The organism is Corticibacter populi (assembly GCF_004217315.1).
GTDB lineage: Bacteria > Pseudomonadota > Gammaproteobacteria > Burkholderiales > Burkholderiaceae_C > Lampropedia > Lampropedia populi.
The window spans coordinates 918,982-945,783 of sequence record NZ_SGWR01000001.1 but is presented as its reverse complement, the minus strand read 5'-3'; the positions used below and the strand labels follow the sequence as shown (position 1 = coordinate 945,783).

General features: G+C 66.4%; 27 protein-coding genes. 8 read left to right on the top strand and 19 right to left on the bottom strand.

Going from position 1 to position 26,802, the window contains the following annotated elements; translation table 11 throughout:
• Nucleotides 1–39 precede the first annotated feature (39 nt).
• Nucleotides 40–1,212, bottom strand: a complete 1,173-nt coding sequence (tgt, locus tag EV687_RS04260; protein ID WP_122226591.1) for a tRNA guanosine(34) transglycosylase Tgt — start codon at nt 1,210–1,212, stop codon at nt 40–42.
• Between the two features lie 164 nt (nt 1,213–1,376).
• On the opposite strand from tgt, the gene EV687_RS04255 reads away from it, so the two are divergent.
• The 3 genes from EV687_RS04255 (at nt 1,377) to phaR (ending at nt 3,117) form a co-directional block, all read left to right on the top strand.
• Nucleotides 1,377–1,838: an HIT family protein gene (locus EV687_RS04255; protein ID WP_242612460.1), complete on the top strand. Its 462-nt coding sequence runs from the start codon at nt 1,377–1,379 to the stop codon at nt 1,836–1,838.
• A 16-nt stretch (nt 1,839–1,854) separates the two neighbouring features.
• The gene (locus EV687_RS04250; RefSeq protein WP_122226589.1) at nt 1,855–2,301 is read left to right on the top strand and encodes a gamma-butyrobetaine hydroxylase family protein; all 447 of its coding nucleotides are present in this window, start codon (nt 1,855–1,857) and stop codon (nt 2,299–2,301) included.
• Between the two features lie 249 nt (nt 2,302–2,550).
• A complete protein-coding gene (phaR, locus tag EV687_RS04245) occupies nt 2,551–3,117 on the top strand; it encodes a polyhydroxyalkanoate synthesis repressor PhaR (RefSeq protein WP_122226588.1) in 567 nt (188 codons plus the stop codon).
• Between the two features lie 131 nt (nt 3,118–3,248).
• On the opposite strand, the gene EV687_RS04240 is transcribed toward phaR, so the two are convergent.
• A complete protein-coding gene (locus tag EV687_RS04240; RefSeq protein WP_122227194.1) occupies nt 3,249–3,686 on the bottom strand; it encodes a C40 family peptidase in 438 nt (145 codons plus the stop codon).
• A 527-nt stretch (nt 3,687–4,213) separates the two neighbouring features.
• Here EV687_RS04240 and EV687_RS04235 point away from each other — a divergent pair.
• Nucleotides 4,214–4,828 carry an isochorismatase family protein gene (locus EV687_RS04235; protein WP_122226587.1) on the top strand — a complete coding sequence of 205 codons (615 nt, stop codon included), beginning with the start codon at nt 4,214–4,216 and terminating at the stop codon, nt 4,826–4,828.
• Nucleotides 4,829–4,890: 62 nt separating this feature from the next.
• On the opposite strand, the gene EV687_RS04230 is transcribed toward EV687_RS04235, so the two are convergent.
• Nucleotides 4,891–7,041 (bottom strand): GGDEF domain-containing protein, encoded by a 2,151-nt coding sequence (locus tag EV687_RS04230; protein WP_162846544.1) that lies wholly within the window; start codon nt 7,039–7,041, stop codon nt 4,891–4,893.
• A gap of 193 nt (nt 7,042–7,234) precedes the next feature.
• The gene (locus EV687_RS04225; RefSeq protein ID WP_207226373.1) at nt 7,235–8,578 is read right to left on the bottom strand and encodes a glycerate kinase type-2 family protein; all 1,344 of its coding nucleotides are present in this window, start codon (nt 8,576–8,578) and stop codon (nt 7,235–7,237) included.
• A gap of 269 nt (nt 8,579–8,847) precedes the next feature.
• On the opposite strand from EV687_RS04225, the gene EV687_RS04220 reads away from it, so the two are divergent.
• Together EV687_RS04220 and EV687_RS04215 are read left to right on the top strand one after the other, a co-directional pair.
• Nucleotides 8,848–9,339, top strand: coding sequence for a tripartite tricarboxylate transporter TctB family protein (locus EV687_RS04220; protein WP_122227192.1), 492 nt, complete (start codon nt 8,848–8,850; stop codon nt 9,337–9,339).
• Nucleotides 9,340–9,357: 18 nt separating this feature from the next.
• Nucleotides 9,358–10,872 carry a tripartite tricarboxylate transporter permease gene (locus EV687_RS04215; RefSeq protein WP_122226584.1) on the top strand — a complete coding sequence of 505 codons (1,515 nt, stop codon included), beginning with the start codon at nt 9,358–9,360 and terminating at the stop codon, nt 10,870–10,872.
• A gap of 186 nt (nt 10,873–11,058) precedes the next feature.
• Here the strand turns inward: EV687_RS04215 and EV687_RS04210 are convergent, their stop codons facing one another.
• From EV687_RS04210 to EV687_RS04195, 4 genes are read right to left on the bottom strand one after another with little or no spacing between them, the layout of a single operon-like run.
• The gene (locus EV687_RS04210; RefSeq protein ID WP_165392809.1) at nt 11,059–12,312 is read right to left on the bottom strand and encodes an isochorismate synthase; all 1,254 of its coding nucleotides are present in this window, start codon (nt 12,310–12,312) and stop codon (nt 11,059–11,061) included.
• 20 nt (nt 12,313–12,332) lie between these two features.
• On the bottom strand, nt 12,333–13,094 hold the full coding sequence (locus EV687_RS04205; RefSeq protein ID WP_122226582.1) for a 2,3-dihydro-2,3-dihydroxybenzoate dehydrogenase: 762 nt from the start codon (nt 13,092–13,094) through the stop codon (nt 12,333–12,335).
• A complete protein-coding gene (locus EV687_RS04200; RefSeq protein WP_122226581.1) occupies nt 13,085–13,780 on the bottom strand; it encodes an isochorismatase family protein in 696 nt (231 codons plus the stop codon). The genes EV687_RS04205 and EV687_RS04200 overlap by 10 nt, the downstream gene beginning before the upstream one ends.
• 39 nt (nt 13,781–13,819) lie before the next feature.
• Nucleotides 13,820–15,112: an MFS transporter gene (locus EV687_RS04195; protein ID WP_122226580.1), complete on the bottom strand. Its 1,293-nt coding sequence runs from the start codon at nt 15,110–15,112 to the stop codon at nt 13,820–13,822.
• 252 nt (nt 15,113–15,364) lie between these two features.
• Here EV687_RS04195 and cutA point away from each other — a divergent pair, with 252 nt between their 5' ends.
• Entirely contained in the window at nt 15,365–15,694 is a 330-nt protein-coding gene (cutA, locus tag EV687_RS04190) for a divalent-cation tolerance protein CutA (RefSeq protein WP_162846542.1), read from the top strand.
• Nucleotides 15,695–15,786: 92 nt separating this feature from the next.
• On the opposite strand, the gene argF is transcribed toward cutA, so the two are convergent.
• The 5 genes from argF to EV687_RS04165 all read right to left on the bottom strand — a co-directional run bounded on the left by argF (nt 15,787) and on the right by EV687_RS04165 (nt 19,884).
• Nucleotides 15,787–16,719, bottom strand: coding sequence for an ornithine carbamoyltransferase (gene argF, locus EV687_RS04185; RefSeq protein ID WP_122226578.1), 933 nt, complete (start codon nt 16,717–16,719; stop codon nt 15,787–15,789).
• Nucleotides 16,720–16,768: 49 nt separating this feature from the next.
• Nucleotides 16,769–17,971 carry an aspartate aminotransferase family protein gene (locus EV687_RS04180; RefSeq protein WP_122226577.1) on the bottom strand — a complete coding sequence of 401 codons (1,203 nt, stop codon included), beginning with the start codon at nt 17,969–17,971 and terminating at the stop codon, nt 16,769–16,771.
• A gap of 182 nt (nt 17,972–18,153) precedes the next feature.
• Entirely contained in the window at nt 18,154–18,810 is a 657-nt protein-coding gene (gene pdxH / locus EV687_RS04175; RefSeq protein ID WP_207226372.1) for a pyridoxamine 5'-phosphate oxidase, read from the bottom strand.
• Nucleotides 18,811–18,829: 19 nt separating this feature from the next.
• A complete protein-coding gene (gene gloA, locus EV687_RS04170; protein ID WP_122226575.1) occupies nt 18,830–19,246 on the bottom strand; it encodes a lactoylglutathione lyase in 417 nt (138 codons plus the stop codon).
• Between the two features lie 71 nt (nt 19,247–19,317).
• Nucleotides 19,318–19,884 carry a YggT family protein gene (locus EV687_RS04165; protein ID WP_122226574.1) on the bottom strand — a complete coding sequence of 189 codons (567 nt, stop codon included), beginning with the start codon at nt 19,882–19,884 and terminating at the stop codon, nt 19,318–19,320.
• 143 nt (nt 19,885–20,027) lie between these two features.
• On the opposite strand from EV687_RS04165, the gene EV687_RS04160 reads away from it, so the two are divergent.
• A complete protein-coding gene (locus tag EV687_RS04160) occupies nt 20,028–21,512 on the top strand; it encodes an NAD(P)H-hydrate dehydratase (protein WP_122226573.1) in 1,485 nt (494 codons plus the stop codon).
• Between the two features lie 50 nt (nt 21,513–21,562).
• Here the strand turns inward: EV687_RS04160 and fdx are convergent, their stop codons facing one another.
• The 6 genes from fdx to EV687_RS04130 form a co-directional block, all read right to left on the bottom strand.
• Entirely contained in the window at nt 21,563–21,901 is a 339-nt protein-coding gene (gene fdx / locus EV687_RS04155) for an ISC system 2Fe-2S type ferredoxin (protein WP_122226572.1), read from the bottom strand.
• Between the two features lie 58 nt (nt 21,902–21,959).
• Nucleotides 21,960–23,831 (bottom strand): Fe-S protein assembly chaperone HscA, encoded by a 1,872-nt coding sequence (gene hscA, locus EV687_RS04150; RefSeq protein ID WP_122226571.1) that lies wholly within the window; start codon nt 23,829–23,831, stop codon nt 21,960–21,962.
• Between the two features lie 86 nt (nt 23,832–23,917).
• Nucleotides 23,918–24,439 (bottom strand): Fe-S protein assembly co-chaperone HscB, encoded by a 522-nt coding sequence (gene hscB / locus EV687_RS04145; RefSeq protein WP_122226570.1) that lies wholly within the window; start codon nt 24,437–24,439, stop codon nt 23,918–23,920.
• Between the two features lie 108 nt (nt 24,440–24,547).
• Complete coding sequence (gene iscA / locus EV687_RS04140) at nt 24,548–24,871, bottom strand: iron-sulfur cluster assembly protein IscA (protein ID WP_122226569.1); 324 nt, start codon at nt 24,869–24,871, stop codon at nt 24,548–24,550.
• 136 nt (nt 24,872–25,007) lie between these two features.
• Nucleotides 25,008–25,406, bottom strand: a complete 399-nt coding sequence (iscU, locus tag EV687_RS04135; protein WP_122226568.1) for a Fe-S cluster assembly scaffold IscU — start codon at nt 25,404–25,406, stop codon at nt 25,008–25,010.
• 136 nt (nt 25,407–25,542) lie between these two features.
• Nucleotides 25,543–26,757: an IscS subfamily cysteine desulfurase gene (locus EV687_RS04130; RefSeq protein ID WP_122226567.1), complete on the bottom strand. Its 1,215-nt coding sequence runs from the start codon at nt 26,755–26,757 to the stop codon at nt 25,543–25,545.
• Nucleotides 26,758–26,802: the final 45 nt, after the last annotated feature.

Sequence of the window (26,802 nt, the reverse complement as noted above, 5' to 3'; positions counted from 1 at the left end):
CACCGTGGTGTGGCCGGGCCCGATGTCCAGGGCCGGTATTCAGACGCCGCGGGCGCGATCGCTGGCGAAACGCTGGCGGAATTCGCCGAAGCGCCCGGCGTCGAGCGCGGCGCGGATCTCCCGCATCAGGTTCAGGTAGTAGTGCAGGTTGTGGATGGTGGTGAGCATCGGCCCGAGCATCTCGCCGCAGCGGTCGAGGTGATGCAGGTAGGCGCGCGAGAAGCCGCCGCGCCCGCCATCGGCCCAGGCCACGCCGCTGGTGCCGGCGCAGGCATGGCAGGTGCAGGTGGCGTCGAGCGGCTGGTGGTCGCTCTTGTGGCGGGCGTTGCGCAGCTTGAGGTCGCCGTAGCGCGTGAAGACGGTGCCGTTGCGGGCATTGCGCGTGGGCATCACGCAGTCGAACATGTCGACGCCGCAGGCCACGCCCTCGACCAGATCCTCGGGCGTGCCCACGCCCATCAGATAGCGCGGCTTGTGCCGGGGCAGGCGGTGCGGCGTGTGGGCCATGATGCGGCGCATTTCGTCCTTGGGCTCGCCGACGCTGACGCCGCCGACCGCGTAGCCGGGGAAATCGAGCTCCAGCAACTGCTGCAGCGACTCCTCGCGCAGGTGCTCGAACATGCCGCCCTGCACGATGCCGAAGAGCGCGTTGGGATTGCCCAGGCGCTCGAACTCGGCCTTGCTGCGGCGGGCCCAGCGGATGCTCATCTCCATCGAGCGCCTGGCCTCGTCCTCGGTGGTGATGTGGCCCTTGGTCTCGTAGGGCGTGCACTCGTCGAGCTGCATCACGATGTCGGAGTTGAGCACGGTCTGGATCTGCATGCTCACTTCGGGCGACATGAAGAGCTTGTCGCCGTTGACGGGCGAGGCGAAATGCACGCCTTCCTCGGTGATCTTGCGCATGTCGCCCAGGCTCCAGACCTGGAAGCCGCCGCTGTCGGTGAGGATCGGCTTGTGCCACTGCTCGAAGCCGTGCAGTCCGCCGAAGCCGCCCATCACGTCCAGGCCCGGGCGCATCCACAGGTGGAAGGTGTTGCCCAGGATGATCTGCGCGCCCATTTCCTCGAGGCTGCGCGGCATCACGCCCTTGACGGTGCCATAGGTGCCCACCGGCATGAAGATCGGCGTCTGCACCTGCCCGTGATTGAGCGTCAGGGTGCCGCGGCGGGCGTGGCTGGAGGAATCGGTTGCGAGAAGCTCAAATTGCAGCATGAAGTCGGGCCATCGTAGCGTTGCGGGCAAAACGCGCCATTATCATGCATGCTGGCGGTTGCCCACTGCGCGGCCGCGGAGCCCTTTTTCATATGCCGACCCCATCATCCTTGCCCCCCGCTGAATCGGTCCCATCGACGCAATCGTCTGCATCGCCCGCATCCGTGCGCTCCGACTGCCCGCTGTGCCTGGCTCCTGGCGGGCGGGAAATCTGGCGCAACACATGGCTGCGCGTCATCCATGCCCAGGAGCCGGGCCTGGAGGCTTTCTACCGCGTGGTCTGGAACGCGCACGTGGCCGAGTGGACGGACCTCGACGAGGCCCGGCAACTGCTGTGCATGCGCGCCGTCGGTGCGGTCGAACAGGCGTTGCGCGAAGTGCTGCAGCCGCGCAAGGTCAATCTGGCCACGCTCGGCAACGTGGTGCCGCATATGCACTGGCATGTGGTCGCCCGTTTCGACTGGGATGGCCATTTCCCCGCGCCGGTCTGGGCGCCGCCGCACACACCGGCGCAGGACCTGCCGCCCGAGCGCGTGCAGTGGCTGCACGCGCGCCTGCCCGAGGTGGAGCGGCAAATCACCAGCCGCCTGCAGGGCATCGACTGGTCGCAACCGAACAGGCTCTGACACACAAGGATTCCCCATGGCTGGACTGACCCCGCAAACCCCCACGCCGCTGGCCCTGACGGTGCACGGCACCTCGCGCACGCTGGAAGTGCGCTTCTCGACCGGCGAGACCTTCATACTGCCGTTCGAATTGCTGCGCGTCTACTCCCCCTCCGCCGAGGTGCAAGGGCATGACCCGAGCCAGCGCGTGCTGCAGACCGGCAAGCGGCAGGTCGAGATACTGGCCGTCGAGCCGGTCGGGCATTACGCGGTTCAGCCGCATTTCAGCGATGGCCACAAGAGCGGCATTTACAGCTGGGACTATCTCTATGAGATGGGCCGCAACCAGACACAGTGGTGGGCCGACTACGAAGCACGGCTCGCTGCAGCCGGCGCGAGCCGCGACGCCGCCGATCACGATGCCGTGGCCATGACCACCACCGCCGGAAGCTGCGGCTGTGGCGGCGGCGCGTGCCACGGCTGAGCGATTCCTGGAACCTGTTCACGTTCTTTTCGAGAGTCACGTTTTGCCGGCGTTGCCCAGACGGCCCGTCTGGGTGGCGACGGGGGCGCCTTGCCCACGGCATTCTGATCGCCTGCATGTCGCTCGAAAAGAGCGTGAACAGGCTCTTGCATCGGTCAGGGCAAGAGGGTTTGTCCTGCCTGCGAGGCGGATGGCGGCCGATACAATCGTTGGAGTCCGATACCGATCTATCCGCTGGAGCTTGTCTGAATGGCCACTCGTAAAAATGCCGACACCGCCGCCCATGCTGGCGCCCCGCAAGGGCGGGTCATCAAGAAGTACCCGAACCGGCGTCTGTACGACCTGGCCAATTCCTGCTACATCACGCTGGCAGACGTCAAACAGCTCGTCATGGAGCATGAGCCGGTGGTAGTGGTCGATGCCAAGAGCGGCGAGGACCTGACCCGCAGCATCCTGCTGCAGATCATCCTGGAAGAAGAGGCGGCCGGAACGCCGATCTTCACCGAGGCCGTGCTGGCCAACCTGATCCGCTTCTATGGCCACACCATGCAAGGTTTCATGGGCGCCTACATCGAGAAGAACATCCAGGCCATGGCTGAGATGCAGGCGCAATGGGCCGAGCAAAGCCGCCAGATGCCGCCCGAGATCTGGAGCCGGTTCGCGGCCTTCGGCAATCCGGTCTTGCCCAACGTGATGGAAAACTACACCGAGCAGTCCCGCCAGGCCCTCACGAAAATGCAGGAGCAGATGCAGGATCAGGTGCGCCAGCAGACCGAGCAGTTCATGCAGCTCTTCGGGCTCAAGCCCAAGGGCTGAACAGGTTTGGAGCCGGCCGGCCGAGCCGGAAAAAAGGCCTTGCCGGGGTTGCCTTGGCAAGGCCTTTGACGTGTCCGTCAGGTGTGCCAGGCGCGGCTCTGCGGCCAGACGTTAGTAGCGGTGCGCGCTTTTCAGCCCTCGGCGGCGACGACGCGGCGCGCGCCATTGAACCGCTTTTGCCAGTAGCTGGTGTCCATGCGCTCGACGCGGATCTTCGAGCCCGCGCGCGGCGAGTGGATGAAGCGGCCATCGCCGACGTAGATGCCGACATGACTGTATTGCCGGCGCATGGTATTGAAGAACACCAGATCGCCCGGAATCAGCTCCTGCTTGTTGATGGTGCGGGTGGCGCGGGCCTGCTCGGCCGCGGTGCGCGGCAGTGTCTGGCCAGTGGCGCGCTGGAACAGCGAAACCACGAAGCCGCTGCAGTCGAAGCCCTCGTTCATCGAGTGGCCGCCATAGCGGTAGGGCTTGTCCAGGTAACCCATGGCGGTCAACACCACCTCGGACAAGGTGCGCACATGCTCTTCGACTGTCGCCGTTGGCGTGGCCGGTGCTGGAAGCGCCATCTCCCTGGCGAAGGTGAGGCGCGGCTGCGAATACAGGACGGAGGGATCGGCGTGATTCAGATTGCCGAGAAAGTGTTCCAGCGGGTCGGCCGGTTCGGATTGGGCCCAGGCCCCGGCATGGACCAGGCACAGCGCAATGCATGCGCCGGCAAGCCGGATATCCCAGTGGCGCGCACGCGGACCGGCGGGATGGGCTGGTGATGAAGCGGGTGGCGTTTCCATAAGCGAAAAGAGTCTCATGGCGGCGATGGTGACCGTCTGTAAACAAAGATCAGGATGAGGTGTATCTGATAAATTGTTGATTTTTATCGTCCATGTCGGCTGTGCCGAACACGCCAGCCCCGAATATAGCAAAAAAACGTGTATTTGAAAGTTCTTAAGAACCAATCTGTCTGCAGATGCCTGCAGAAGCGCTGCCCGAGCCATTTCGTCCCGATCATGCCGCCATCACCTTGACGTCCCGTTCCTGCCAGGGATTTGCGGCTACCATGCGCGCAGTTGTCAATGAGGTTTTGGAGTCATTCCCTATGCTGTTGAGTGCCGAACAGTCCCAGCTCGTGCTGGTCGATTACCAGGAACGCCTGATGCCGGTCATCCACGAAGGTGCCTGGGTGCTGGAGAATGCCCGCCGGCTGGCACAGCTGGCCGCGCTGTTCAAGGTGCCTTGCTGGGGCACCGAGCAGAATCCTGCCAGGCTGGGCGAGAACGATGCCGCGCTCAAGGCCTTGTGCCAGCAGACGGTGGGCAAGATGCATTTCGGTGCCTTCGAGGAGCCCGGTCTGTCGGAACTGCTGCGCAAACCGGCTGCACAGGCACCACAAGGCAATGCCCGCAGCCTGCCCAGGCATCTGCAGAAGCCGCGCCAGCAGGCTCAGCCGGCGCGCGAGCAGATCCTGATCGCCGGCTGCGAGGCCCATGTGTGTCTGCTGCAGACGGCACTGGGCCTGCTGGCGGAGGAGGAATGGGAGGTCTGGGTGGTCACCGATGCCTGCAGTTCGCGCACCGAGCGCAACCGCGATGCGGCGTTCGATCGTCTGGCCGCTGCCGGCGCCGAGTTGGTGACGACCGAGATGGTGGCGTTCGAGTGGTGTCGCAGCGCCGAGCAGCCCGAATTCAAGCGCATGCTTGAACTGGTCAAGTGAGCAATTGAACAATTGAACATTTGAGCAAATGGGCTGGCCCGCCCCGGGCCGCGTGCCGGTTTTCAGCGTCGCCCTTGCGGCGAACGTTGCCGGTGTTCCGCTGATGCCTTGCTGATGCCCTTGCCGCCACGGCTTGTTGCCGCATAGCAGGCCAGGTCGGCCGCATGCAGGCTGTCGGCCAGTGCGTCCGCCTGGGTTGGCATGGCTGCGATGCCGATGCTCACGCTCAATGCGATGGGCTGACCCAGGTAGCTGGCCTGCGTGCGGCTGGCTTCTTCCTGAATGTGCCGGGCGAGCCGGTGTGCCGCTTCGGCATCGCAGTCAAAACAGGCCAGTACGAAGCTGTCGCGCGCAATGCGGGCCGGCAGTGCCTGGCCGGGCAGGTGGTAGGCCAGCAGATCGGTCAGGACGCTGGCGAGGCAGCGCAGCGCCTCGTTGCCCAGCGCTTGTCCGCCGCTCTGGCAGAGGATGGAGAAGCCGTCAACATCCACGTGCAGCAGGTGGCCGGGCGCGGCTGGCTGTGGCGCTTCTGCGGAAGTCCCGTGCGCCGCGGTGGCCGACCAGGCCGTCAGGCGCGCTTCCATCAACGCCTGCCAGCGCGCCAGCACCGGAAACAGGCTGAGTTCGTCCAGTAGCATGGCGCCGGCATCCGGGGCCGGCGCCGCGTCGCTGCCGGCCAGTCGCCGGTAGGCCGGCGCAAGCGGTTCGGCATGCACCAGCAGCCGCGCCTGCGGGAGCGTCTGCCCATGCGGCTCCAGTGGGCGAATCTCGGCCAGCAGCGGCAATGCCGCGCCATTGTTCTGGCACACCAGCACGGCAGTTGTGAAAACGCCGCGCTGCCACAGCGCGCCCTCCATCTGGCTGCGCAGCCGGTCGAACGCGTGCGGATGTGCCAGCCGCATGGCCACGGGCAGGCCCCGGCCCTGTCCGCGTGCGAGGCCGAGCAGTTGGGCACCGCCCGCACTGAGGTGTTCGATGTTGCCGGCGCGCACGATGGCCAGGCAGGCCGCGGATTGCTCCAGCAACTGCGTGAACTGGCGGCATTGGCGCTGCTGTGCGGTCCGCAGGCGCGCCAACTGGGCCTGAGATTGCTGCCAGTAGCGCTGATGTTCGGCCAACTGGTGCAGTGCCTGCCAGGGCCTGCTGCGATGGTGGGCCGGGGAGGGCATGGCAGAGCTGGCTGTCCGGCCCGCGGCCGGGATGGCGGTCTGGTTTTTGGACGCGGCGTTGGCTTGCCGGTGCAGCATGCGGGACAGCGGCCACAGCCACCACAGCAGAATCGTGCCAAGCAGTATGGCCGCCAGGGCAAACCCGCCGATCAGCCACTGCCGGCGAGATACGGCGCTGGCTTCGTCCGTCAACTCCCCAGGGTTTTGGGGTGGTTCGACGGCGAGTCGCCACGGGCTGCCCGGAATGTCCGCCACGCTGCCGGTCTGGCTGACGGCCGCCTCTGCCTGCAGCATGGGCTGGCCCGACCCCTCAATGCGAGGTCCTGCGTTCTGTGCCAGGACGGCACCGTTGCGGCTCAGCACCATGAATCGCTGTGATGCCAGCGGCAATTGGGGCAACAACGGCGGGAACGAACCTTCACCGGGGGAAAGACCCAGCGCAGCGGGGTTGAAGCGGGCGGCAAGAACGCCGCGGGGCAGGCCTTCGCCGTCCAGCACCGGGCTGACCATCAGGATGAGGGGAGCGTCGGCGTCGGCCGTCACGATGTCGGTCATCAGCGCCTGGCCGGACGCGAGTGCCAGTGCCACTGGCCTGGCCATGGCGGCTGGAAGGGTCACGTCCTGCAGGCTTTTGCCATGTTGCAACAGCAGGGCCGCAGATGCGTGGGTGCTGCCCGGTCTCGGGCTGATCCACAGCGCGTCGAAGAGATGGCTGGCCGGCCGCGCGGTCTGGTGTGCCCAGCTTTTGAGGGCGAGCGGGTCGTCCAGCGCGTCCGCATCCAGCGATTGGCTGAATGCCTGCAGAAGCCTCAACTGCCGCTCCAGGTGCCGGCCCAGCATGGTGGCCATGCCCTGCAGCTGGGCCTGCTGCCGTTGCTGCCACCGCTGTGCCTGCGACGCATCGGTGCTCTGGATCGCCAGCAGCGTGATGGCCGCGCTCAATGCCAGTGCCACGGCCAGCAAGGCAGCCAGCCAGAGCAGGCTGGCATGCGGCAGAAGGTGCAGAGCGTGCTGCAGGCGGTCGCGCGGGCGGGCGTTTTTCACGGCAGGACCAAGCGGTTGGAAGGCAGGCGATGATCCGCCTGCCCGCTGCCATGTTAAGCAGCCGCTCGCTGGCCCGTGAGTCGTGCCAACCCTATCAGCAGTTTCCTGCATGGCGCGGCAGGGCCGCCTCTGGCAGGAAGCTGCCGCTGCCGTGGACAGCTTCCGTGCCCGCTGACTGGAGCTTCGAATGCGCTCAGACGATGAGAATGGCGCGGAAGTCGTTCACATTGGTGTGTGTAGGGCCGGTGCGCACCAGATCGCCGAGCGCGTCAAAGAATCCGTGGCCATCGTGTGCATGCATGTGGGTGGGCAGGTCGAGCCCGGCGGCACGGGCCCGCTCCAGCGTGCTGGGGGTGACCTGTGCGCCGGCGGCATCGCTGATGCCATCGATGCCATCGGTGTCCGCTGCCAGGCCCCAAATGCCGGCGGCGCCCTGCAAGCCGCGGGCCAGGCCCATGCAGAATTCCATCGCACGGCCGCCTTGTGCACGGACATCGGTTCGGGTGATGGTCACGGTGGTCTCTCCACCGCTGAGCAGCACACAGGGCGCCTGCAGGCTGCTGTTGCCGGCCTGCACGGCATGGGCGACCTGGGCGTGCCAGCGGCCCATGGCGGATGATTCGCCCTCCAGCCGGTCACTCAGGATGAAGGCGGGCAGACCGTGTTCCTCGGCCAGTTCGGCTGCTGCGCGCAGGGCTTGCGCGGGCGTGGCCATCAGCAGGTGACGGTCGTGCTGGAACAGCGGCTCGCCGGGTTTCGGGGTCTCCAGCGTCGCACTTTGCAGCCGCTCGCGCAGGGACTCGGGAATGCCGATGCCGTAGTGATCGATCCAGGCCAGTGCCTCGGCGCAGTTGCTGGCATCGGGCACCGTGGGGCCGCTGGCGATAACCGATAAGTCATCGCCGGGCACGTCGCTGATGGCAATCGTCAGGCGCCGGGCCGTGGCACTGGCCTGGGCGAGCCGGCCACCCTTGATGCCCGAGAGGTGCTTGCGCACGCAGTTGATGACCTCGATGGGGGCGCCAGATTGCAGCAGCTGGCCGGTGATGTGCTGTTTCAGCGCCATGTCGATGCCGTCGGCGGGCAAGGCCAGCAGCGCCGATCCGCCGCCCGAGAGCAGGTAGACCACCAGGTCATCCGGGCCGGCCTGTGCGGCCAGTGCGAGAATGCGGCGGGCGGCGGCTTCGCTGTTGGCGTCTGGCACGGGGTGGGCCGCCTCCAGAATTTCGATGCGCGGCTGCGGCGGCAGCTCCGCGGGGCGGGGCGGCTGGTGGCCGTAACGGGTCACGACGATGCCTTCGACGTGGCTGCCGGCCGGCCAGCGCTGCTGCACTGCCAGTTCGAATGCGTGCGCCATGGCTCCGGCGGCCTTGCCGGCACCCAGCACGATGGTCTTGCCTGCCGGCGGTGCCTCCGGCAGCAGCGAGCGAAGGCCGAGCATCGGCTGGGCGGAGGCGACGGCGCGCTCGAACAGGCTGCGCAGAAAGGCTTCGGGTTGGTCTTGCCAGTTCATGGTCTTGAGAATGGGGGTTGGCATTGCCTGATGTCGAGGGGTGTCCGATGGTGCACGCCGCTGACGCAGCCTTGCGCTGGCTTCGGGTGTCTTGTGCCCCGCATCGTACCCAAGGTTTTGCCAGTCCGGGGAACACATCCGTCCACGGATTCCGGCCAGGTGCCCCCGAAAAGGGGGCGCGATTGTAATGCAAACGACAGTCGAAAAAAGAGCCGCGCTATTAGGGCTTACCTTGTGAGGCGGATGTGCATCGCAATGCACAATAGCCCCTTGGTTTTTTGGGAGATCTGTTCGTGTTGATTAAAAGCCAGAAAGACTTCTTCTCGGGTCTGATGTTCATGGCCATCGGCATCGCGTTCGCGGTCGGTGCCACCAATTACACGGTGGGCACGGCCGCACGCATGGGGCCGGGTTATTTTCCGTTGTTGCTGGGCATCCTGCTGGCGGTGCTGGGGGGGCTGATCGTGCTGACCTCGATCATCCGTCGCAATCCGCCACCCGATGGGGATCCGATCGGGCGCTGGGTGTGGAAGCCGCTGTTCTTCATCCTGGCAGCGAACTTCGCCTTCGGCGTGCTGCTGGTGGGGCTGCCGAGTGTCGGCATCCCGTCGATGGGCCTGATCGTGGCAATCTATGCGCTGACCATCATCGCCAGCCTGGCGAGCCCCGAGTTCTCTATCAAGGGCGCGCTGGGCCTGGCCACGGTGCTGGCCGTGGGCAGCTATCTGGTATTCATCAAGAGCCTGAGCCTGGTTTTGCCGGTCTGGCCCAGCTTCGTCGGCTGATAGGGGGGAGAGACTCACATGACGGAAATGTTTGAACACCTGGCGCTGGGCTTCAGCGTTGCGGTGAGTTACCAGAACCTGCTGTATGCGTTGATCGGCTGTTTGCTGGGCACCCTGATCGGCGTGCTGCCGGGCCTGGGGCCGGTGCCGACGATCGCCATGCTGCTGCCCATCACCTACGGGCTGGAGCCGGTCTCGGCGCTGATCATGCTTGCCGGCATCTACTATGGAGCCCAGTACGGCGGCTCGACCACGGCGATTCTGGTCAACCTGCCCGGTGAATCCTCGTCGGTGGTGACGGTGATCGACGGCCACCAGATGGCCAAGAAGGGACGGGCCGGACCGGCACTGGCGGCTGCCGGCATCGGCTCCTTCATCGCCGGCTGCTTCGGCACGCTCGTGCTGGCCGCGTTTGCCGCGCCGCTGACCGAAGTGGCCTTCATGTTCGGTCCGGCCGAGTACTTCTCGTTGATGGTGCTGGGCCTGATCGGCGCGGTGGTGCTGGCCTCTGGCTCGCTGCTCAAGGCGATCGCGATGATCGTGCTGGGCCTGCTGCTGGGCATGGTGGGCACCGACATCAATTCGGGCGTGGCGCGCTATTCCTTCAACATTCCCGAGCTGACCGACGGCATCGACTTCGTGGTGATCGCCATGGGCGTGTTCGGTTATGGCGAGATCATCGCCAACCTCGGCCGGCCGGCGGAAAACCGCGACATCGTCACCGCCAAGGTGACGGGCCTGATGCCCAGCAAGCAGGACTTCAAGCGCATGATGCCGGCCATTCTGCGCGGCACGACACTGGGCTCGGTACTCGGCATCCTGCCAGGCGGCGGGGCGCTGCTCTCGTCGTTCGCAGCCTACACGCTCGAGAAGAAGACCAAGCTGCATCCGGGCGAAGAGCCATTCGGCCAGGGCAACATCCGCGGTGTCGCGGCGCCCGAGTCGGCCAACAACGCCGGCTCGCAGACCTCCTTCATCCCGCTGCTGACGCTGGGTATCCCGCCCAATGCGGTGATGGCACTGATGGTGGGCGCGATGACCATCCACAACATCCAGCCGGGCCCCGAGGTGATGACCTCCAACCCCGAGCTGTTTTGGGGCCTGATCGCCTCGATGTGGATCGGCAACGCCATGCTGATCATCCTGAACCTGCCGATGATCGGCGTGTGGATCAAGCTGCTGACGGTGCCCTACCGATGGCTGTTCCCTTCCATCGTGCTGTTCTGCGCGCTGGGGGTCTACACCACCAATAACAACTCCTTCGACATCTGGATGGTGGGTATCTTCGGCTTCATCGGCTATGTGTTCCACAAGCTCGGCGCCGAGCCGGCACCGCTGCTGCTGGGCTTCATCCTGGGGCCGATGATGGAAGAGTACCTGCGCCGTGCGCTGCTGCTCTCGCGCGGTGACTGGATGGTGCTGCTCGAACGCAAGATTTCCGCAGGCTTGCTGGGCGCGGCATTGCTGTTGCTGATCGTTGTGCTGCTGCCATCGATCCGCAGTAAGCGCGAGGAAGCCTTCGTCGAGGATTGACCGACAACCGCGAGCGCAAACGATGGCGCTCCCCCAGCGGTAAAGCAAACGGCCTTGAGCTGCATGGCAGCCAAGGCCGTTTGCTTTGGAGTCGACCGGATTTCTGTGGATTGGCTGAGCTGAGGGATGGGGCACCGGTGCGTGCCGTCATGGGGCGAGAGCCGTGCCAGCCCCGCCGCGGTCAGCTCACAATGGCGCCTGGCGCTCCAGCAGTTGCAGTGCGGCCGCGAGATCGAGCGCGTCGATCATCGCATTGAACTTGGCCCGTGTTTCGGCCGCCTCCTGTTCGGGGTCGGAATCGGCCATGATGCCGGCACCGGCGAAAAGGCGCGCGCTCTCGCCTTCGATGTGGGCGCAGCGGATGGCCACGTACCAGCTTCCATCACCCTCGGCGTCGCACCATCCGACGGCCCCGCCGAAGAAGCCGCGGGGCACCGTCTCGTGCTGTCGGATCCATTGCAGCGCCTCTTCGCGCGGTGCGCCGCACAGTGCCGGAGTGGGCTGCAGGCGCGCGGCCAAGGCCAGGCTGGAGGTGGTGGCGAGGTCCTCCGGGTGTTTGAGCTGGCCTTCGATGCGCGTGCCCAGGTGCCACATGCTGGCGGTGGCGTGGATGGCCGGGACCTTGGGTACCTGCAGGTTTCGGCAGCAGGGCGCGAGCATGTCGGCAATGGTCTCGACCACGACGCGGTGTTCGCGCACGTCCTTGGCCGATTGCTGCAGGTGTTCCCTGGCCTCGGCGTCGGCCACCTGGTTGGGCAGGCGGCGGGACGAGCCTGCCAGCGGCTGGGAGGCAATGACCGGACCCCGGCGCGTCAACAGCAGCTCGGGCGTTGCGCCGACGAGGTAGGGCGCGGCGGTGCCGGCACTGCTGATGCTGCCGGCCTGGGGGGCTGGCAGTGGCAAGGCGTAGCCGGTGACGGCCTGATCGCCCGTCAGCCGCTCCAGCAGCCGTGCGGCGGAAATCGGCCCGGATGCTTGTGTCAGCAGGCTGCGTGCCAGCACGATCTTGCGCAGGGCCCGGTGGTCGGGATGCCGCAGCACCTCGGCGGCCTCGCGCACCATTCGGGCATATCGGGTCCGTGTGGGTTGGGCCTCGATGCGCCAGGACAAGGCCGGTTCTGCTTTGGCGGCGGTTGGCCGCCAGCCGGTTGGCGGCAGGCGGCGCTGCGGCTGGAACAGGTGGCAGGGCTTCGCACGGTCGAATGGCAGGCCGCCGACCAGCAGCGCCGGCGCCTGCGGTTGAGCGCGCAGGGCATCGAGCAACTGGCCGGATCGATCCGCCAGGTCGATGGTGCTGCCCTCGTACAGCACTTGCGCGAGGCCGGCCGTGGCCAGCCGCTCGTTCGGGCCGTGCAGCACGAAGGCTTGCGCGGGCCAGTCCGCCATCTGGGCCGCTGGGGTGGCGTTGGCCTGGGGCGGGCGATCCAAGGCCTGATGCATGGGTATGCCCATTGATGGGGTCAGCCGCGCAGCGTGGCGCCGCCGTCGACGTACAGGTCACTCATGGTGATGTGGCCGGCCTGCTCGGAGAGCATGAACATCACCGCGTTGGCCACGTCCTCGGGCGTGGCCAGCTTCTGGAGTGGAATGCCGCTCTTGTACAGCTCGGGAATACCGGCGATGACGCGCTGGGCGCCATCGGCATCCGCCCACATGCCGGTCTGCATCGGGGTGAGCGTCGAGCCCGGCGCGACGATGTTGCAGCGAATGCCATGTGGCGCCAGTTCCAGCCCCAGGCAGCGGGTAAACATGGTCGCCGCGGCCTTGGAAGCGGCGTAGGCCGCCATGGCGTGGCGCGGAATGCCGGCGGCATTGGAGCCCACGGTGACGAGGCGGCCACTGCGGCGCGGCTGCATGACGCGCGCCAGCGCGCGCGAGACATGGAAGACGCCATCGCAGTTGACGGCGAACACCTGCCGCCATTGCGCATCCGAGGTCTGCGCCACCGCGGTGTCCGAGAGCACGCCGGCGACGTTGATGCCCATCTCTATGGGACCGAGCTCCGCCTCGATGCGTGCCACCAGGGCATCGACCTGCACGGCGTCGCGGACATCAAGCGCATGAGGATGCAACTGCGCGTGCGGTCTGGGCGCAGGGGCATGCAGGTCGGTGGCGACGACGGTGCTGCCAGCCTGCAGCAGCAGGTCCACGATGGCCTGGCCAATGCCGCCGGCGGCGCCGGTGACGAAGGCGATTTTCTGGTCGAATCCGGTCAATTGCATGATGACGATGGCGATAGGGGGGTGTTGGTTTGGGCCGGTTGCGCGTTGTCTGCTCCCAGCGCCTGCAGGGCCTGCATCGTCAGCAGCGGGGTGATGCCGGTGGCAGCGGCCCAGCGCAGCGCCTGCAGGTGCTGCTCGCGGCTGAAATCGGCCAGCGCGTCGGCCAGCAGAAAAGGTTCGATGTCCTGCTGGAAGGCTTCGGCCGCGGTCAGCAGGCAGCCGATATGGGCGTACACGCCGCAGATCATCAATTGGTCACGCCCGCGCACCCGCAGCATTTGCGCCAGGTTGCTGCGCTGGAAGGCGCTGTAGCGGTGCTTGACCAGCACATGATCGCCCTGCTGCGGTTGCAGCGGCGGGGCGATGTCCTCATGTTCGGCCGTGGCCCGCATGCCCGGCCCCCAGAGGACGGCCTGCAGACCGCGGTCGCAGCGCTCCTGGTTGCCCTTCTGCGCGGTGTAGAACACGGGGATGTTCGCTGCGCGGCATTGTGCCAGCAGCGCGGCCACATGGGCCATGACGGGGCGGAGCGGCTCGGCGTCCTGTGGATAGGGGGCGAGGAAATACTGCTGCATGTCATGCACCAGCAGGGCCGCCCGCGAGGGCTGCAACTGCCAGGCATGGCGGGGCATGGGCAATTCGGCCTGCGACGGCAGCGGATAGGAGGCGATGGTGGGCAGTGCCATGAATGGAAAAGCACGCGGTACGGTGTTGTGAACAGGCTTTCAGGGCCTGGGCGTTTGGGGCTGGGCCTGGTCGGGCCCGGCGGCATGCGGCCGGGCGGCGCCGGAGGCCAGTGTCGAGATGGCCAGCAGCAACAGCGCTGCGGCAATCCACAGGTAAGGGGCAACGGGCGCCAACTGGTAGAGACCGGTGCCGATCAGCGGCCCCAGTACCATGCCCAGGCCTTGTGCGGCGGACACATTGCCAGCGGCGGCGCCCTGTTCATGGGCGGCGACGGCATTGGCCGCCATGGCCTGGAACGACGGGAAGATGAAGCCCATGCCGAAGGCTCCGACCGCATAAGCCAGCAGCAGGCCAGGCAGGCTGTGGGCCAGAAAGACGCTGGCAAAGCCGCCGGCCGAGATCAATGCTCCCGCCAGCACCCAGTGGGGCAGGGCGATGTGCGGCAGGCGGATCACGAACTGTTGCGAGAGCATCAGCGCCACGCCAACGCAGGCCAGGGCATGGCCGGCCGCGCGCGCGCCGCCGGTTTCGTCCAGGCCCAGCCGGTCCATGGCGAAAAAGCCGACCGAGACCTGGGCGACGGCCACCGACATCATGGCGATGAAGGCGGTGAGCACGGCAGGCCGCAGGCGCCGGTCCCACAGTGCCATGGGAGCGGCCCGGCCCGGGACGCCGGGCCGTGGTGCCGGCATGGACGGCTGGAGTGGCTTGGCAGATGCTGTGGCCGCCACCGGTATCTGTGCCGGTAGCCACAGTGCGATGCAGGCAAAACCCAGCAATGGCAGCATGGCCGTGGCGTAGAACCCCCATTCCAGACCCTGGGCGCTGACCTGGCTGATGATGGCCGGGCCGGCCACCATGCCCAGCGCGTTGGCCGAACCAAGCTTGGCCATGGCGGCATGCCGGCCTTCGGGCGCGACATTGTCGGCGATGGTGGCGGCCGCCGTCGGAGGCACGGCCGCATAGAAGGCGCCGATCACCGAGCGCGTCGCGATCAGCACCACGGCAACCCACAGGGCCGGCAGCGGCTGGCGCAGCGCCGCATCCACGAACACGGCCAGTGCCAGGTACGTCAGCCCGAACACGCCCAGCCCGATGAGCAGCACCCGCTTGCGTCCGCGCCGGTCGCTCAGCCGTCCCCACCAGCGCGCCATCAGCATCCAGAAGACGCCGCCGATGGCCATCGAGACACCGGCCACCAGTTCGGAGACGCCAAGGCGCCGCACCAGCGGGCCGATAATGGCCACATAGGCCATCATGGCCATGGTGCCGACCAGCGCCGCAGCCAGCAGCGGCAGCAGGCGAAAGGCTTTCGGAGGGGGGTGTCTCATTGAATGAAGAATCCTGTGGTGGCATCAACGGCAGCAGGGCGACCGCCGGCCCGCGGGCCGATAGCGCCTGCAGCGGTGCGCAAGGCGCGCGCCGCATTCAGCTTCACATGCCGCTTCTGTGCCTGCGACATCGGATGCTGGATGCAGCGGTAGAATGATAACTCTTTACATTCGTTCAGATGGGCTGGATCTGCCGATGGCCACACCGGTATCCCGTGCATGGGCTTGCAAACATTCTCTGAAGGTGCCGCGATGCATTTCCTGACCGTCCTGACCACCGTCGCCACGCAGGCCGATGCCGAACGTCTGGCCAGTGGCGCCATCGCGCAACGGCTGGCGGCCTGCGCGCAGTTCGAGCCGATTCAGAGCTGTTACGTGTGGCAGGGAGGGGTGGTGCAGGAGGGTGAGTACCGCCTGCTTTTCAAGACCAGCGATGCTGGTTACGCGGCGCTGCAGACATGGCTGCTGGCGCAGCACCCTTACGAATTGCCGGCCATCTACGCGCTGGCCACCCAATATGCGCATGCGCCGTTTGCGGCCTGGGTGGCGGACTCCGTGGCCGATGCAGGCAGCAGTCAATAGCAAAGAAAATCGGGAAGGGGGCGGACGGCGCAAAAGGCATGGACCTGCGCGAGCAGGCCCATGCAGCGTTGGCCGCTGATTGCCGGGGAACTTCAGGCCTGCGGCTGGCGGCCGATCAGCAGGTATTCCATCAAGGCCTTCTGCACGTGCATGCGGTTTTCCGCCTCGTCCCAGACGACCGATTGCGGCCCGTCGATGACGTCGGCATCGACCTCCTCGCCGCGGTGCGCCGGCAGGCAATGCATGAAGAGGGCATCGGGCTGGGCCAGCGCCATCATCTCGGTGTCGACCTTCCAGTCCGCAAAGGCCTTCTGGCGCTTGGCGTTCTCTTCCTCATAGCCCATGCTGGTCCACACATCGGTGGTGACGAGATCGGCGCCGCGGCAGGCATCGTGCGGGTTGGCAAAGGTCTGGAAGTGCTGCGGGTCGGCCTTGCCGCCCAGCGCCAGCTTTTCGTCGAGCTCGTAGCCGCTGGGGGCGCTGATGTGCAGCTTGAAGTCGAGCAGCTGCGCCGCCTGCAGCCAAGTATTGGCCATGTTGTTGCCGTCGCCCACCCAGGCTACCGTCTTGCCCTGGATCGGGCCGCGGTTTTCGATGAAGGTGAAGATGTCGGCGAGGATCTGGCAGGGGTGGAACTCGTTGGTCAGGCCATTGATGACCGGCACGCGCGAGTATTCGGCGAAGGTCTCGATTTTGGCCTGCTCGAAGGTGCGGATCATCACGATATCGACCATGCGGCTGATCACGCGGGCGCTGTCGGCGATGGGTTCGGCGCGGCCGAGCTGGCTGTCGTTGGTGGTCAGGTGCACCACATAGCCGCCGAGCTGGTACATGCCCGCCTCGAAGCTCACGCGCGTGCGGGTGCTGGCCTTCTCGAAGATCATGGCCAGCGTGCGGTCCGAGAGCGTCTGGTGCTTCTCGTAGCTCTTGAACATCTTCTTGAGCGTGGCCGCGCGCTGCAGCAGGTAGGCGTATTCGTCGGCGCTGAAGTCGTTGAACTGCAGGTAGTGCTTGATGGTGCTCATGCGGTGATTCCTTTGCGGGTGTCGGGCGGCACGCATGGCCGCCGCGGCGTCAGTTCGGGGTGGCCAGAAAGGCCTCGATCACCGGTGCCAGGCGCTGGACCAGCTCGTCGGCATCGGCCTCGGTGAAGATCAGCGCCGGCAGCAGCCGCACCACGCGATCGGCGGTGACGCTGATGAGCAGGCCGGCATCGGCGGCCTGCTGGATCAGTGCGCCGCAGGGGCGGTCAAGTTCGACGCCAAGCATCAGGCCTTCGCCGCGGATCTCGACGAAGCCGGGCAAATGACCCAGGTGCTCGCGCAAGCGCTGGTGCAGGTGGGCGCCGACGCGCTGGGCGTTCTCCAGCAGACGGTCTTCCTCGATGATGCGGATGGTCTCGACCGCCGCGCGCATCGCCAGCGGATTGCCGCCGAAAGTCGTGCCGTGGTTGCCGGGCTGGAAGATGTTGGCAGCCTTCGGGCCGGCCACCACCGCGCCAACCGGCACGCCCGAGGCGAGGCCCTTGGCCAGCGCCATCACGTCCGGGCGGATGCCGGCCCACTGGTGGGCAAACCACTTGCCGGTGCGGCCCATGCCGCACTGCACTTCGTCGACCATCATCAGCCAGTCGCGCTCGTCGCACAGCGCGCGCACCTGCTTGAGGTATTCCATGCGGGCCGGGTGGATGCCACCTTCGCCCTGGATGACCTCGAAGAACACCGCCGCCACCTCGGACTCGTTCTCGACGGCGCGCAGCAGGCCCTCGAAATCATTGAGCGGCACACGGATGAAGCCGCCCAGCAGCGGATAGAAGCCGGCGTGGATCTTCGGGTTGCCGGTGGCTGAGAGCGTGGCGATGGAGCGGCCGTGAAAGGCGTGTTCGCAGACCACCACCTTGGGATCCCGGTAGCCGCGGTCGTTGCCGAGCTTGCGCGCGAGTTTCAGCGCCGCTTCGTTCGCCTCCAGGCCCGAATTGCAGAAGAAGGCGTTGCTCAGACCCGAGAGCTCGACCAGCTTGGCCGCGAGCTGTTCCTGGCCCGGCACATGGTAGTAGTTGGAGCTGTGGATGATCTTGCCGATCTGCTCCTGCAGCGCTGGCACCAGCCGCGGATGGTTGTGGCCCAGCGTGTTGACGGCGATTCCGCTCAGGGCATCGAGGTATTCGCGGCCGCCCGTGTCCCACACGCGCACGCCCTGGCCGTGCGAGAGCGCGATGTTCACGCGCCCATAGGTGTTCATGACGTGGGAAGAAGCAACTGCTTGCGATGCGCTCATGGAAAGGCTCCAATCCATTGACCCCCGGCCGGCGCGGTGCGGCCGAGGTCGGTTGAGGGGGGAAACCGTCGATTCTAGGACGCCTGCATGGTGCCCGTGTGGCAGTGCGGCAGTTTTTTCATGCGGCAAGGCGGGGCCATGCCGTCTCCCGTCGTGCCGCCATACATGCGGCGGGAGGGAGGTCAAGGCGCCAGGCGGGTGATCTGCCAGTCCGGGGCGCCGGTGCTGCGGTGGTACCGGATACGGTCATGCAGCCGGCTGGCGCGGCCCTGCCAGAATTCCCAGGTCTCGGGAATCAGCCGGTAGCCGCCCCAATGCGCGGGCCGGGCCGGGTTCCGCGCGTCGGGCAAAGTCTGACGCACCTGCTCGAAGGCTGCCTCCAGCGCCGCGCGGCCGGCAATGGGCTGGCTTTGCGGGCTGGCCCAGGCACCCAGGCGCGAGTCGAGCGGTCGCACGGCGAAGTAGGCATCGCTTTCCTCGGCCGAGACTTTCTCGACGCGCCCCTCGACGCGCACCACCCGCTGCAAATCGACCCAGTGGAACTGCAGCGCAGCCTGCGGATTGCCCGCCAGCTCGATGCCCTTGCGACTCTGGTAGTTGGTGTACCACACCAGCCCCAGCGCATCGCTTTCCTTGAGCAGTACGATGCGCGTGCTCGGGCGCAGGTCGCTGCCGACGGTGGCCAGCGTCATTGCATTGGGCTCGGGCATTTCGCTGGCGACGGCCTGCTCCAGCCAGGTGTCGAACAAACGCTGCGGATCGGCGGGGACCTGGTCCTCCAGCAGTACATCGCGCGTGTAGTTCACGCGCATGGCGGCAAGGTCGATGTCGTGGCTCATGGCAGTGGCCCTTGGTGGTTCAGCGCAGGCCGGTGCCTGTGGCTGCAGCATCGGCACGTTCGATCAGTTCGATCTTGTAGCCGTCGGGATCCTCGACGAAGGCAATGACGGTGGTGCCGCCCTTGACCGGGCCGGCCTCGCGCGTGACCTTGCCGCCGGCGGCACGGATCTTCTCGCAGGCCGCGTAGGCATCCGGCACGCCAATGGCGACGTGTCCGTAGGCCGTGCCCAGATCATAGGACTCGGTGCCCCAGTTGTAGGTCAGCTCCAGCTCCGCCTGCGCGGGGTTGCCGCCGCCGTAGCCAAGGAAAGCCAGCGAGTACTGGTACTCCGGGTTCTCGGAGGTGCGCAGCAGCTCCATGCCCAGCACCTTGGTGTAGAAATCGATCGAGCGTTGCAGGTTGCCAACGCGCAGCATGGTGTGAAGAAATTGCATGTGGGGGTCCTTGATGGGTGGTCAATGCGGCAATGGCCTGCGCCCGGTGGGCCTGATGGCAGCCGGGTCGTTCACAGACGCGGCAGGGTAAGGCTCAGCATGTCCGCCTGGATGTGCTGCAGCATGATCTGCGCCACTTGCAGCAGCAACAGCAACACCAATGGCGACAAATCGATGCCACCGGCCGTCGGCAGCATCCGTCGCAGCCCTGCCAGCCAGGGCCGGCACAGCTGGCCGGTGAGACCGTGCAGCCAGCCGCCTGGCTGGATCCAGGAGAGCACGACATGGACCAGCACGATGGCCATGGCCAGCGACAGCGCCAGTCGCAGCAACGCGAAGAAGGCCCAGATCGGCGCAATGGACAACCCCGGCCAGGCGCCGGCCAGCAGGAGCAGCAGCACGCATTGCACCAGCAGCAAGGCGTAGGCGAGCAGCAGGCCCACCCAGTCCCAGCGGCCATTGGCACGCACCACGCGGCGTACCGGCTGCACCAGCCAGTTGGTCAGCAGCAGCACGACCTGGCCAAGCGGGTTGGCAAAGCTCACACGCTCGGCCTGCATGTGCACGCGCAACAGGCAGGCGCCAGCGAAGACGCTGACGAAGATCTGCAGCAGAAAGGAGACGATGTCGTATAGCATACACGGGCGATCTTACCCGAGGCTCGGCATCAGAAGGCAGCGCGCGGTCTTTGCAGAAGAATGATGAAGGCCCGTCCTGCTGCCAGGTCTTGCGGGTGGGGCTTGCCCGCCATCCCTTCCATCTACTCTTTCTTCAGCCTCCGATGTCCCAGGAACTCCTCACTCCCGCCCAGATGGGCCAGGCGGACCGCGCCGCGATCGCTGCCGGCATCGCTGGCACGCGGCTGATGCAGGCGGCTGGTGAGGCGGTCGCGCGTGCGGTAGCCCGGCGCTGGCAGCCTTGCCGCGTGGCCGTGCTGTGCGGGCCGGGCAACAATGGCGGCGATGGTTTCGTGGCGGCCCAATGCCTGCAGGCATTGGGCTGGCCGGTCAGCCTGTTCCTGCTGGGCGAGACCGGCAAGCTGCGCGGCGATGCGGCCTGGGCGGCCACGCAGTGGACAGGTGCGGTGCAGGCGGTGGCCGAATTCCGGCCGGCCGATTTCGATTTGCTGGTCGATGCACTCTTTGGCGCCGGACTGGACCGGCCGCTCGATGGCGCGGCCCTGCAGTTGGTCGAGGCGATGGCGCAGAGCCGACTGCCGATCTGCGCGGTTGATGTTCCCAGCGGGCTCGACGGCGCCAGCGGTGCGGTACTGGGAAAGGCCGCTGCTGCCGCAGTGACGGTGACTTTTTTTCGGCACAAGCCGGGTCACTGGCTATACCCGGGCCGGGCGCTGTGCGGCCAGCTCGTGCTGGCCGACATCGGCATTCCGCCCGAGGTGCTCGATGCCATTGCGCTGCGGACCTGGCGCAACACGCCCGCCCTGTGGCAGGCTCATTATCCGCATCCGGCCGCGCTGGGGCATAAATACAACCGCGGCCATGTATTGGTGTTGGGCGGTGCCGTGCTCACCGGCGCGGCCCGCATGAGCGCACAGGCGGCGCAGCGTATTGGTGCGGGGCTCGTGACCCTGGCGGCCCCGGTGCAAAGCCACGCCATCTATGCCCAGAATCTGCAAAGCTGCATGGTGCAGGCGATCGAGGACGAAACCGGTTTCGAGCGCCTGCTTGCCGATGTGCGCCGCAATGTCTGTGTGATCGGCCCCGGAGCCGGCGTGGCGCTGGCCACGCGCCAGGCGGTGCTTGACAGCCTGCGCGCGGGCAAGTCGGCGGTGCTCGACGCCGATGCGCTGACGGTGTTCCAGGATACGCCGCCGCAGCTTTTCGAAGCGCTGTCACAAGGCCGCGGGGATGCCATCCTGACTCCGCACGAAGGGGAGTTCGCCCGTCTCTTCACGATGCATGGCGACAAGCTCCGGCGTGCCAGCGCGGCGGCCCGCCAGGCGCAGGCCGTGGTGATTCTCAAGGGGGCCGATACGGTGATTGCCGCGCCCGATGGGCGCCTGGCCATCAATGGCGATGCGCCGCCCTGGCTGGCCACCGGCGGCACCGGCGATGTGCTGGCCGGCATGGCCGCGGGCCTGCTGGCGCAGGGCATGCCGGCCTTCGAGGCCGCCTGCGCGGCGGTCTGGCAGCATGGTCAGGCGGCCCGCCGTGCTGGTGCCGGCATGGTGGCCGATGATTTGCTGCCGGCGCTGGCAGGCGTGCTGCGGGAGCAGGCGCAACAACCTGTCTGGCACGGCGCATGACGCATCGCGTCCGGCCCTGTCGCGGATAACCTTGCCTGTCTTGCAGGTCCTCAGTGGTTTTCCTTGGCGTGGTTGATGGTGTATTTCGGTATCTCGACCGTCAGGTCATCGCGGGAGACGATGGCCTGGCAGCTCAGGCGAGAATGCGGCTCCAGGCCCCAGGCCTTGTCGAGCAGGTCTTCCTCGGCTTCCTCTGGTTCACCCAGCGAGTCATAGCCTTTGCGCACGATGACGTGGCAGGTCGTGCAGGCGCAGCTCATGTCGCAGGCGTGCTCGATCTCGATGCCATTTTCCAGCAGTGCTTCGCACACGGAGGTGCCGGGTGCGACCTCGATTTCCGCGCCATTGGGGGCCAGATCGGCATTGGGGAGTACGGTGATTTTGGGCATGGTGTGAATGTTGGGTTGGGCGGGCGTGTGCGCAAGGGGATTCGTGCTGTGGTGCCGCTTACATGCTCTGCACGTTCTGGCCGGCCAATGCCTGCTGGATGCTGCGGTTCATGCGGTCGGCGGCAAAGCCTTCGGTGCCATCGGCCAGGGCTTTGGTGGCCGCCTCGATGCTGGCGGCGTCGCCGGCGTGGATGCTCGCCTGCACGCGCGCGACCAGCGCCTCGATGGCCTGCCGGGCCGGTGCATCGAGCAGGTCGCCATCATTCTCCAGCGCCGACCGGGTGGAGAGCACCAATCGCTGCGCATCGACACGCGCTTCGGCCAGTGCGCGTGCCTGCATGTCATGCTGCGCGGAGGCGAAGCTCTCGCGCAGCATGCGCTCGATCTCGGCGTCGCCCAGGCCGTAGGAGGGTTTGACCTGCACGCTGGCCTCGACCCCGGAGGTCAGCTCGCGCGCAGCCACGCTCAGCAGGCCGTCGGCATCGACCGTGAAGGTGACGCGGATGCGCGCGGCGCCAGCGGCCATCGGCGGGATGCCGCGCAACTCGAAGCGCGCCAGGCTGCGGTTGTCGGCCACCATGTCGCGCTCGCCCTGCACCACATGGATGGCCAGCGCGGTCTGGCCGTCCTGGTAGGTGGTGAAGTCCTGCGCCTTGGCGACCGGAATGGTTTCATTGCGTCCGATGATGCGCTCGGTCATGCCGCCCATGATCTCCAGGCCCAGCGACAGCGGCACCACATCCAGCAACAGCACATCGTCGCCACGCGGGTTGCCGGCGAGCTGGTTGGCCTGGATGGCCGCGCCCAGCGCCACGACCTCGTCCGGGTTCAGGTTGGTGAGCGGCGCGCGGCCGAACATCGCCGTGACGGCTTGCTGTACGGCCAGCATGCGGGTCGAACCGCCCACCATCACGACACCCTGGATGTCCCGCGGTGTCAGTTGCGCATCCGCCAGGGTCTGGCGCAGCACGGCCAGCGTGCGCTCGATCAGCGGCCCAGCCAGACTGTCCAGCTGCGTGCGCCCCAGCGTCAGGGCCTGCTCTTTCCCGCCCCACTGCACCGGCAACGGCGCACTGGGTTGCTGGGCCAGTGCTTCCTTGGCACGGCGCGCAGCACGCAGCGCCAAGGCCTTCTCGGTGCTGCTGTCGGGGCGCAGGCCCAGTTGTTCGCATGCCCAATCGACGATGCGGGCATCGACGTCATCGCCGCCCAGGGCCGAATCGCCGCCGGTGGCAATGACTTCGAAGACCCCCTTGCTCAGGCGCAGGATGGAGGCATCGAAGGTGCCGCCACCGAGGTCGTAGACCAGGTAGACACCTTCGGAAGCATTGTCTAGCCCATAGGCGATGGCCGCCGCCGTGGGCTCGTTGATGAGGCGCAACAGGTGGATGCCGGCCAGGCGGATGGCGTCCTTGGTGGCCTGCCGCTGGGCGTCGTCGAAATAGGCCGGCACGGTGACCACCGCGCCGAAGAGGTCGGCATCGAAGCTGTCCTCGGCACGCTGGCGCAGCGTCGCGAGGATCTCGGCGCTGACCTCGACCGGCGTCTTGACGCCGGCGCAGGTCTCGATGGCCAGGTTGATGCGCTGGTCTTCCCCGGTCTGCTCGCGCAGCGTGTAGGGCAACTGGCCGGCATTGGCAATGTCGGAAAGGCCTCGGCCGATCAGGCGCTTGGCCGAGACCACGGTGTTGCCCGCGTCGGCCGGCGCGGCGTCGAGTGCGGCATGGCCGATATCGCGGCCGCCGTCTGCGCGGTAGTGCACGGCCGAGGGCAGCAGCACGCGTCCCTGCGCATCGGGCAGACACTCGGCAACGCCGTTGCGCACCGCGGCCACCAGCGAATGGGTGGTCCCGAGATCGATGCCCACCGCCAGCTTGAACTGGTGCGGGTTGAGACTCTGGTTGGGTTCGGCGATCTGCATCAATGCCATGGTTGGCTCTTTCCGGTCAAAATCGTGTCGGTCCTAATTCGGCGCGGGGCAATGACGCTGGCTGCGCGTCAGCTGTCCGCCCATCTTCAGTGGTCAGCGAGCTGCTGGCGGCGTGCATGCACCCGTTGCTGGAAGCGATCGAGGAACATCCAGGCCCGGATCTGTTCGGCCGCCTGCGCCCAGTCGCCAGATTCATCAAGCAGGCGGGCCACTTCGCGGACGGTGGTCTGGCGGGCCGCTTCGACCTCCTGCTCCAGTGGCGCCACGTCCTGTTCGTTCTGGGCATCATCGAGCGCTTCGAGCCATTCCATCTGCTGCATCAGGAACTGGCGTGGCATGCTGGTGTTGTCTTCCGCGCCGATCGGGCTGCCATGCAGCTCGCACAGGTAGGTGGCCCGGCTCAGCGGCTTACGCAGGCGCTGATAGGCCTCGTTGATGCGCACCGACCATTGCATGGCCATGCGCTTCTCCGCCGCGCTACCACTGGCGAAGCGGTCCGGATGCACCTGCGCCTGCAAGGCTTTCCAGCGCGCGGCCAATTCGCTCTCGTCCAACGCGAAGCGTTGCACAAGGCCCAGCAGTTCAAAGTCGTCGGATTGGAGATTCATAGCAAAACAAAGCCGCGGCGACAGGACCGCGGCGCATGGGCCGGCCAGGAGAGGGCCGAGGGAAGAATCCCGGCCAGCAGCTGCACAAGGGCAGGGCCGGCGTCGGAATCAGATGCGAAAGCTCTCGCCGCAGCCGCAGCGGTCACGCTCGTTGGGGTTGTTGAAGCGAAAGCCCTCGCTGAGGCCTTCACGCACGAAGTCGAGCTCGGTGCCATCCAGGTAGGCCATGCTCTTGGGGTCGATCAACAGCTTGATGCCGTGGTTTTCGAATACCAGATCGTTGTCGTCGACCTCGTCCACATATTCCAGCTTGTAGGCGAGGCCAGAGCAACCCGTAGTCTTGACGCCCAGGCGCACCCCGACCCCCTTGCCACGTCGGCTGAGGTAACGGTTCACATGTTTGGCGGCGGCTTCTGTCAGGGTAATGGCCATGGACTTGCAACTCCTGGAAAATTCAACGAAACGGGGCTGGCGCTTGGCCCCGGACGCGCAAGAAGGCTGCGACCACCATGACCTGCCGTGCGTGCACGGCAGGAGGGAGGACGGCATGACGGGCACGCATTCGCCGTCAGGCGGCTTCGGTCTGCTGCTGCTTGGTGCGGTAATCCTGCACCGCGGCCTTGATGGCGTCCTCAGCCAGAATCGAGCAGTGCACCTTGACCGGCGGCAGCGCGAGCTCCTCGGCGATCACGCTGTTCTTCAGTGCGGCGGCTTCGTCGAGCGTCTTGCCCTTGACCCATTCGGTCACCAGTGACGAGGAGGCAATCGCCGAGCCGCAGCCATAGGTCTTGAAGCGGGCGTCCTCGATGACGCCGGTCGAAGGGTTGACCTTGATCTGCAGCTTCATCACGTCGCCGCAGGCTGGCGCACCGACCATGCCGGTGCCGACCGACTCGTCGCTCTTGTCGAATGAGCCAACGTTGCGGGGGTTTTCATAGTGGTCGATCACTTTTTCTGAATAAGCCATATCAAGCTCCTTGCCTTTTCATGCTGTTGCAGCAGGTGGGGCTGCTGCTCCCGAATTTCAAATTTTTCCAACCTCGGACCGCTGGCGCCACATGCCATTCCGGCATGTCGCCTGGCCTGATTGCCGCGGCGCTGCCTCAGTGGGCAGCCCACTGGATGGAACTGATGTCCACGCCGTCCTTGTACATCTCCCAAAGTGGGCTGAGCTCACGCAGCCGATCGACATTCTCGCGGATGGTCTTGATGGCGTAATCCACTTCCTCGTCGGTGGTGAAGCGGCCGAAGGTCATGCGCAGGCTGCTGTGCGCCAGCTCGTCGCTGCGGCCGAGTGCACGCAGCACGTAGCTGGGCTCGAGGCTGGCCGAGGTACAGGCCGAACCGGAGGAGACGGCAATGCCCTTGGTGCCCATGATCAGCGATTCTCCCTCGACATAATTGAAGCTGATGTTGAGGTTGTGCGGCACGCGGCGCTCCAGGTCGCCGTTGATGAAGACCTGCTCAATGTCCGAGAGGCCGTCGATCAGGCGCTGCTGCAGGCGCTTGGCGTGGGCGCGGTCCTTGGCCATCTCCTCGCGGGCGATGCGGTAGGCTTCGCCCATGCCGACGATCTGGTGCGTGGGCAAGGTGCCCGAGCGCATGCCGCGCTCGTGGCCGCCGCCGTGCATCTGCGCCTCGATGCGCACGCGCGGTTTGCGGCGCACATAGAGTGCGCCGATGCCCTTGGGTCCGTAGGTCTTGTGCGAGGCCAGGCTCATCAGGTCGACCGGCAGGGTTTTGAGGTCGATGTCGATCTTGCCAGTGGCCTGCGCCGCATCGACGTGGAAGATGATGCCGCGCTCGCGGCACATGTTGCCGATGGTCTCCAGGTCCTGGATGACGCCGATCTCGTTGTTGACGGCCATCACCGAGAGCAGCGAGGTGTCGGGGCGAAATGCCGCTTCGAGCACGCCGAGGTCGAGCAGGCCGTTCTCCTGCACGTCCAAATAGGTGACTTCGTAGCCCTGGCGCTCCATCTCGCGCATGGTGTCGAGCACGGCCTTGTGCTCGGTCCTGACGGTGATGAGGTGCTTGCCCTTGCTTTTGTAGAAGTGGGCGGCACCCTTGATGGCCAAGTTGTCCGATTCGGTGGCACCGCTGGTCCAGACTATCTCGCGCGGGTCGGCGCCGATCAGGTCGGCAACCTGCTTGCGGGCGGTCTCGACGGCTTCTTCCGCTTCCCATCCCCAGGCATGACTGCGCGAGGCCGGGTTGCCGAAGTGCTCGCGCAGCCAGGGAATCATCGCATCGACCACGCGCGGGTCAACAGGCGTTGTGGCGCCATAGTCGAAATAGATGGGCAGATGTGGGGTCATATGGGGATTGTTGTTGAAGGAAACGATAGCAGCCCAGGGTTGCCG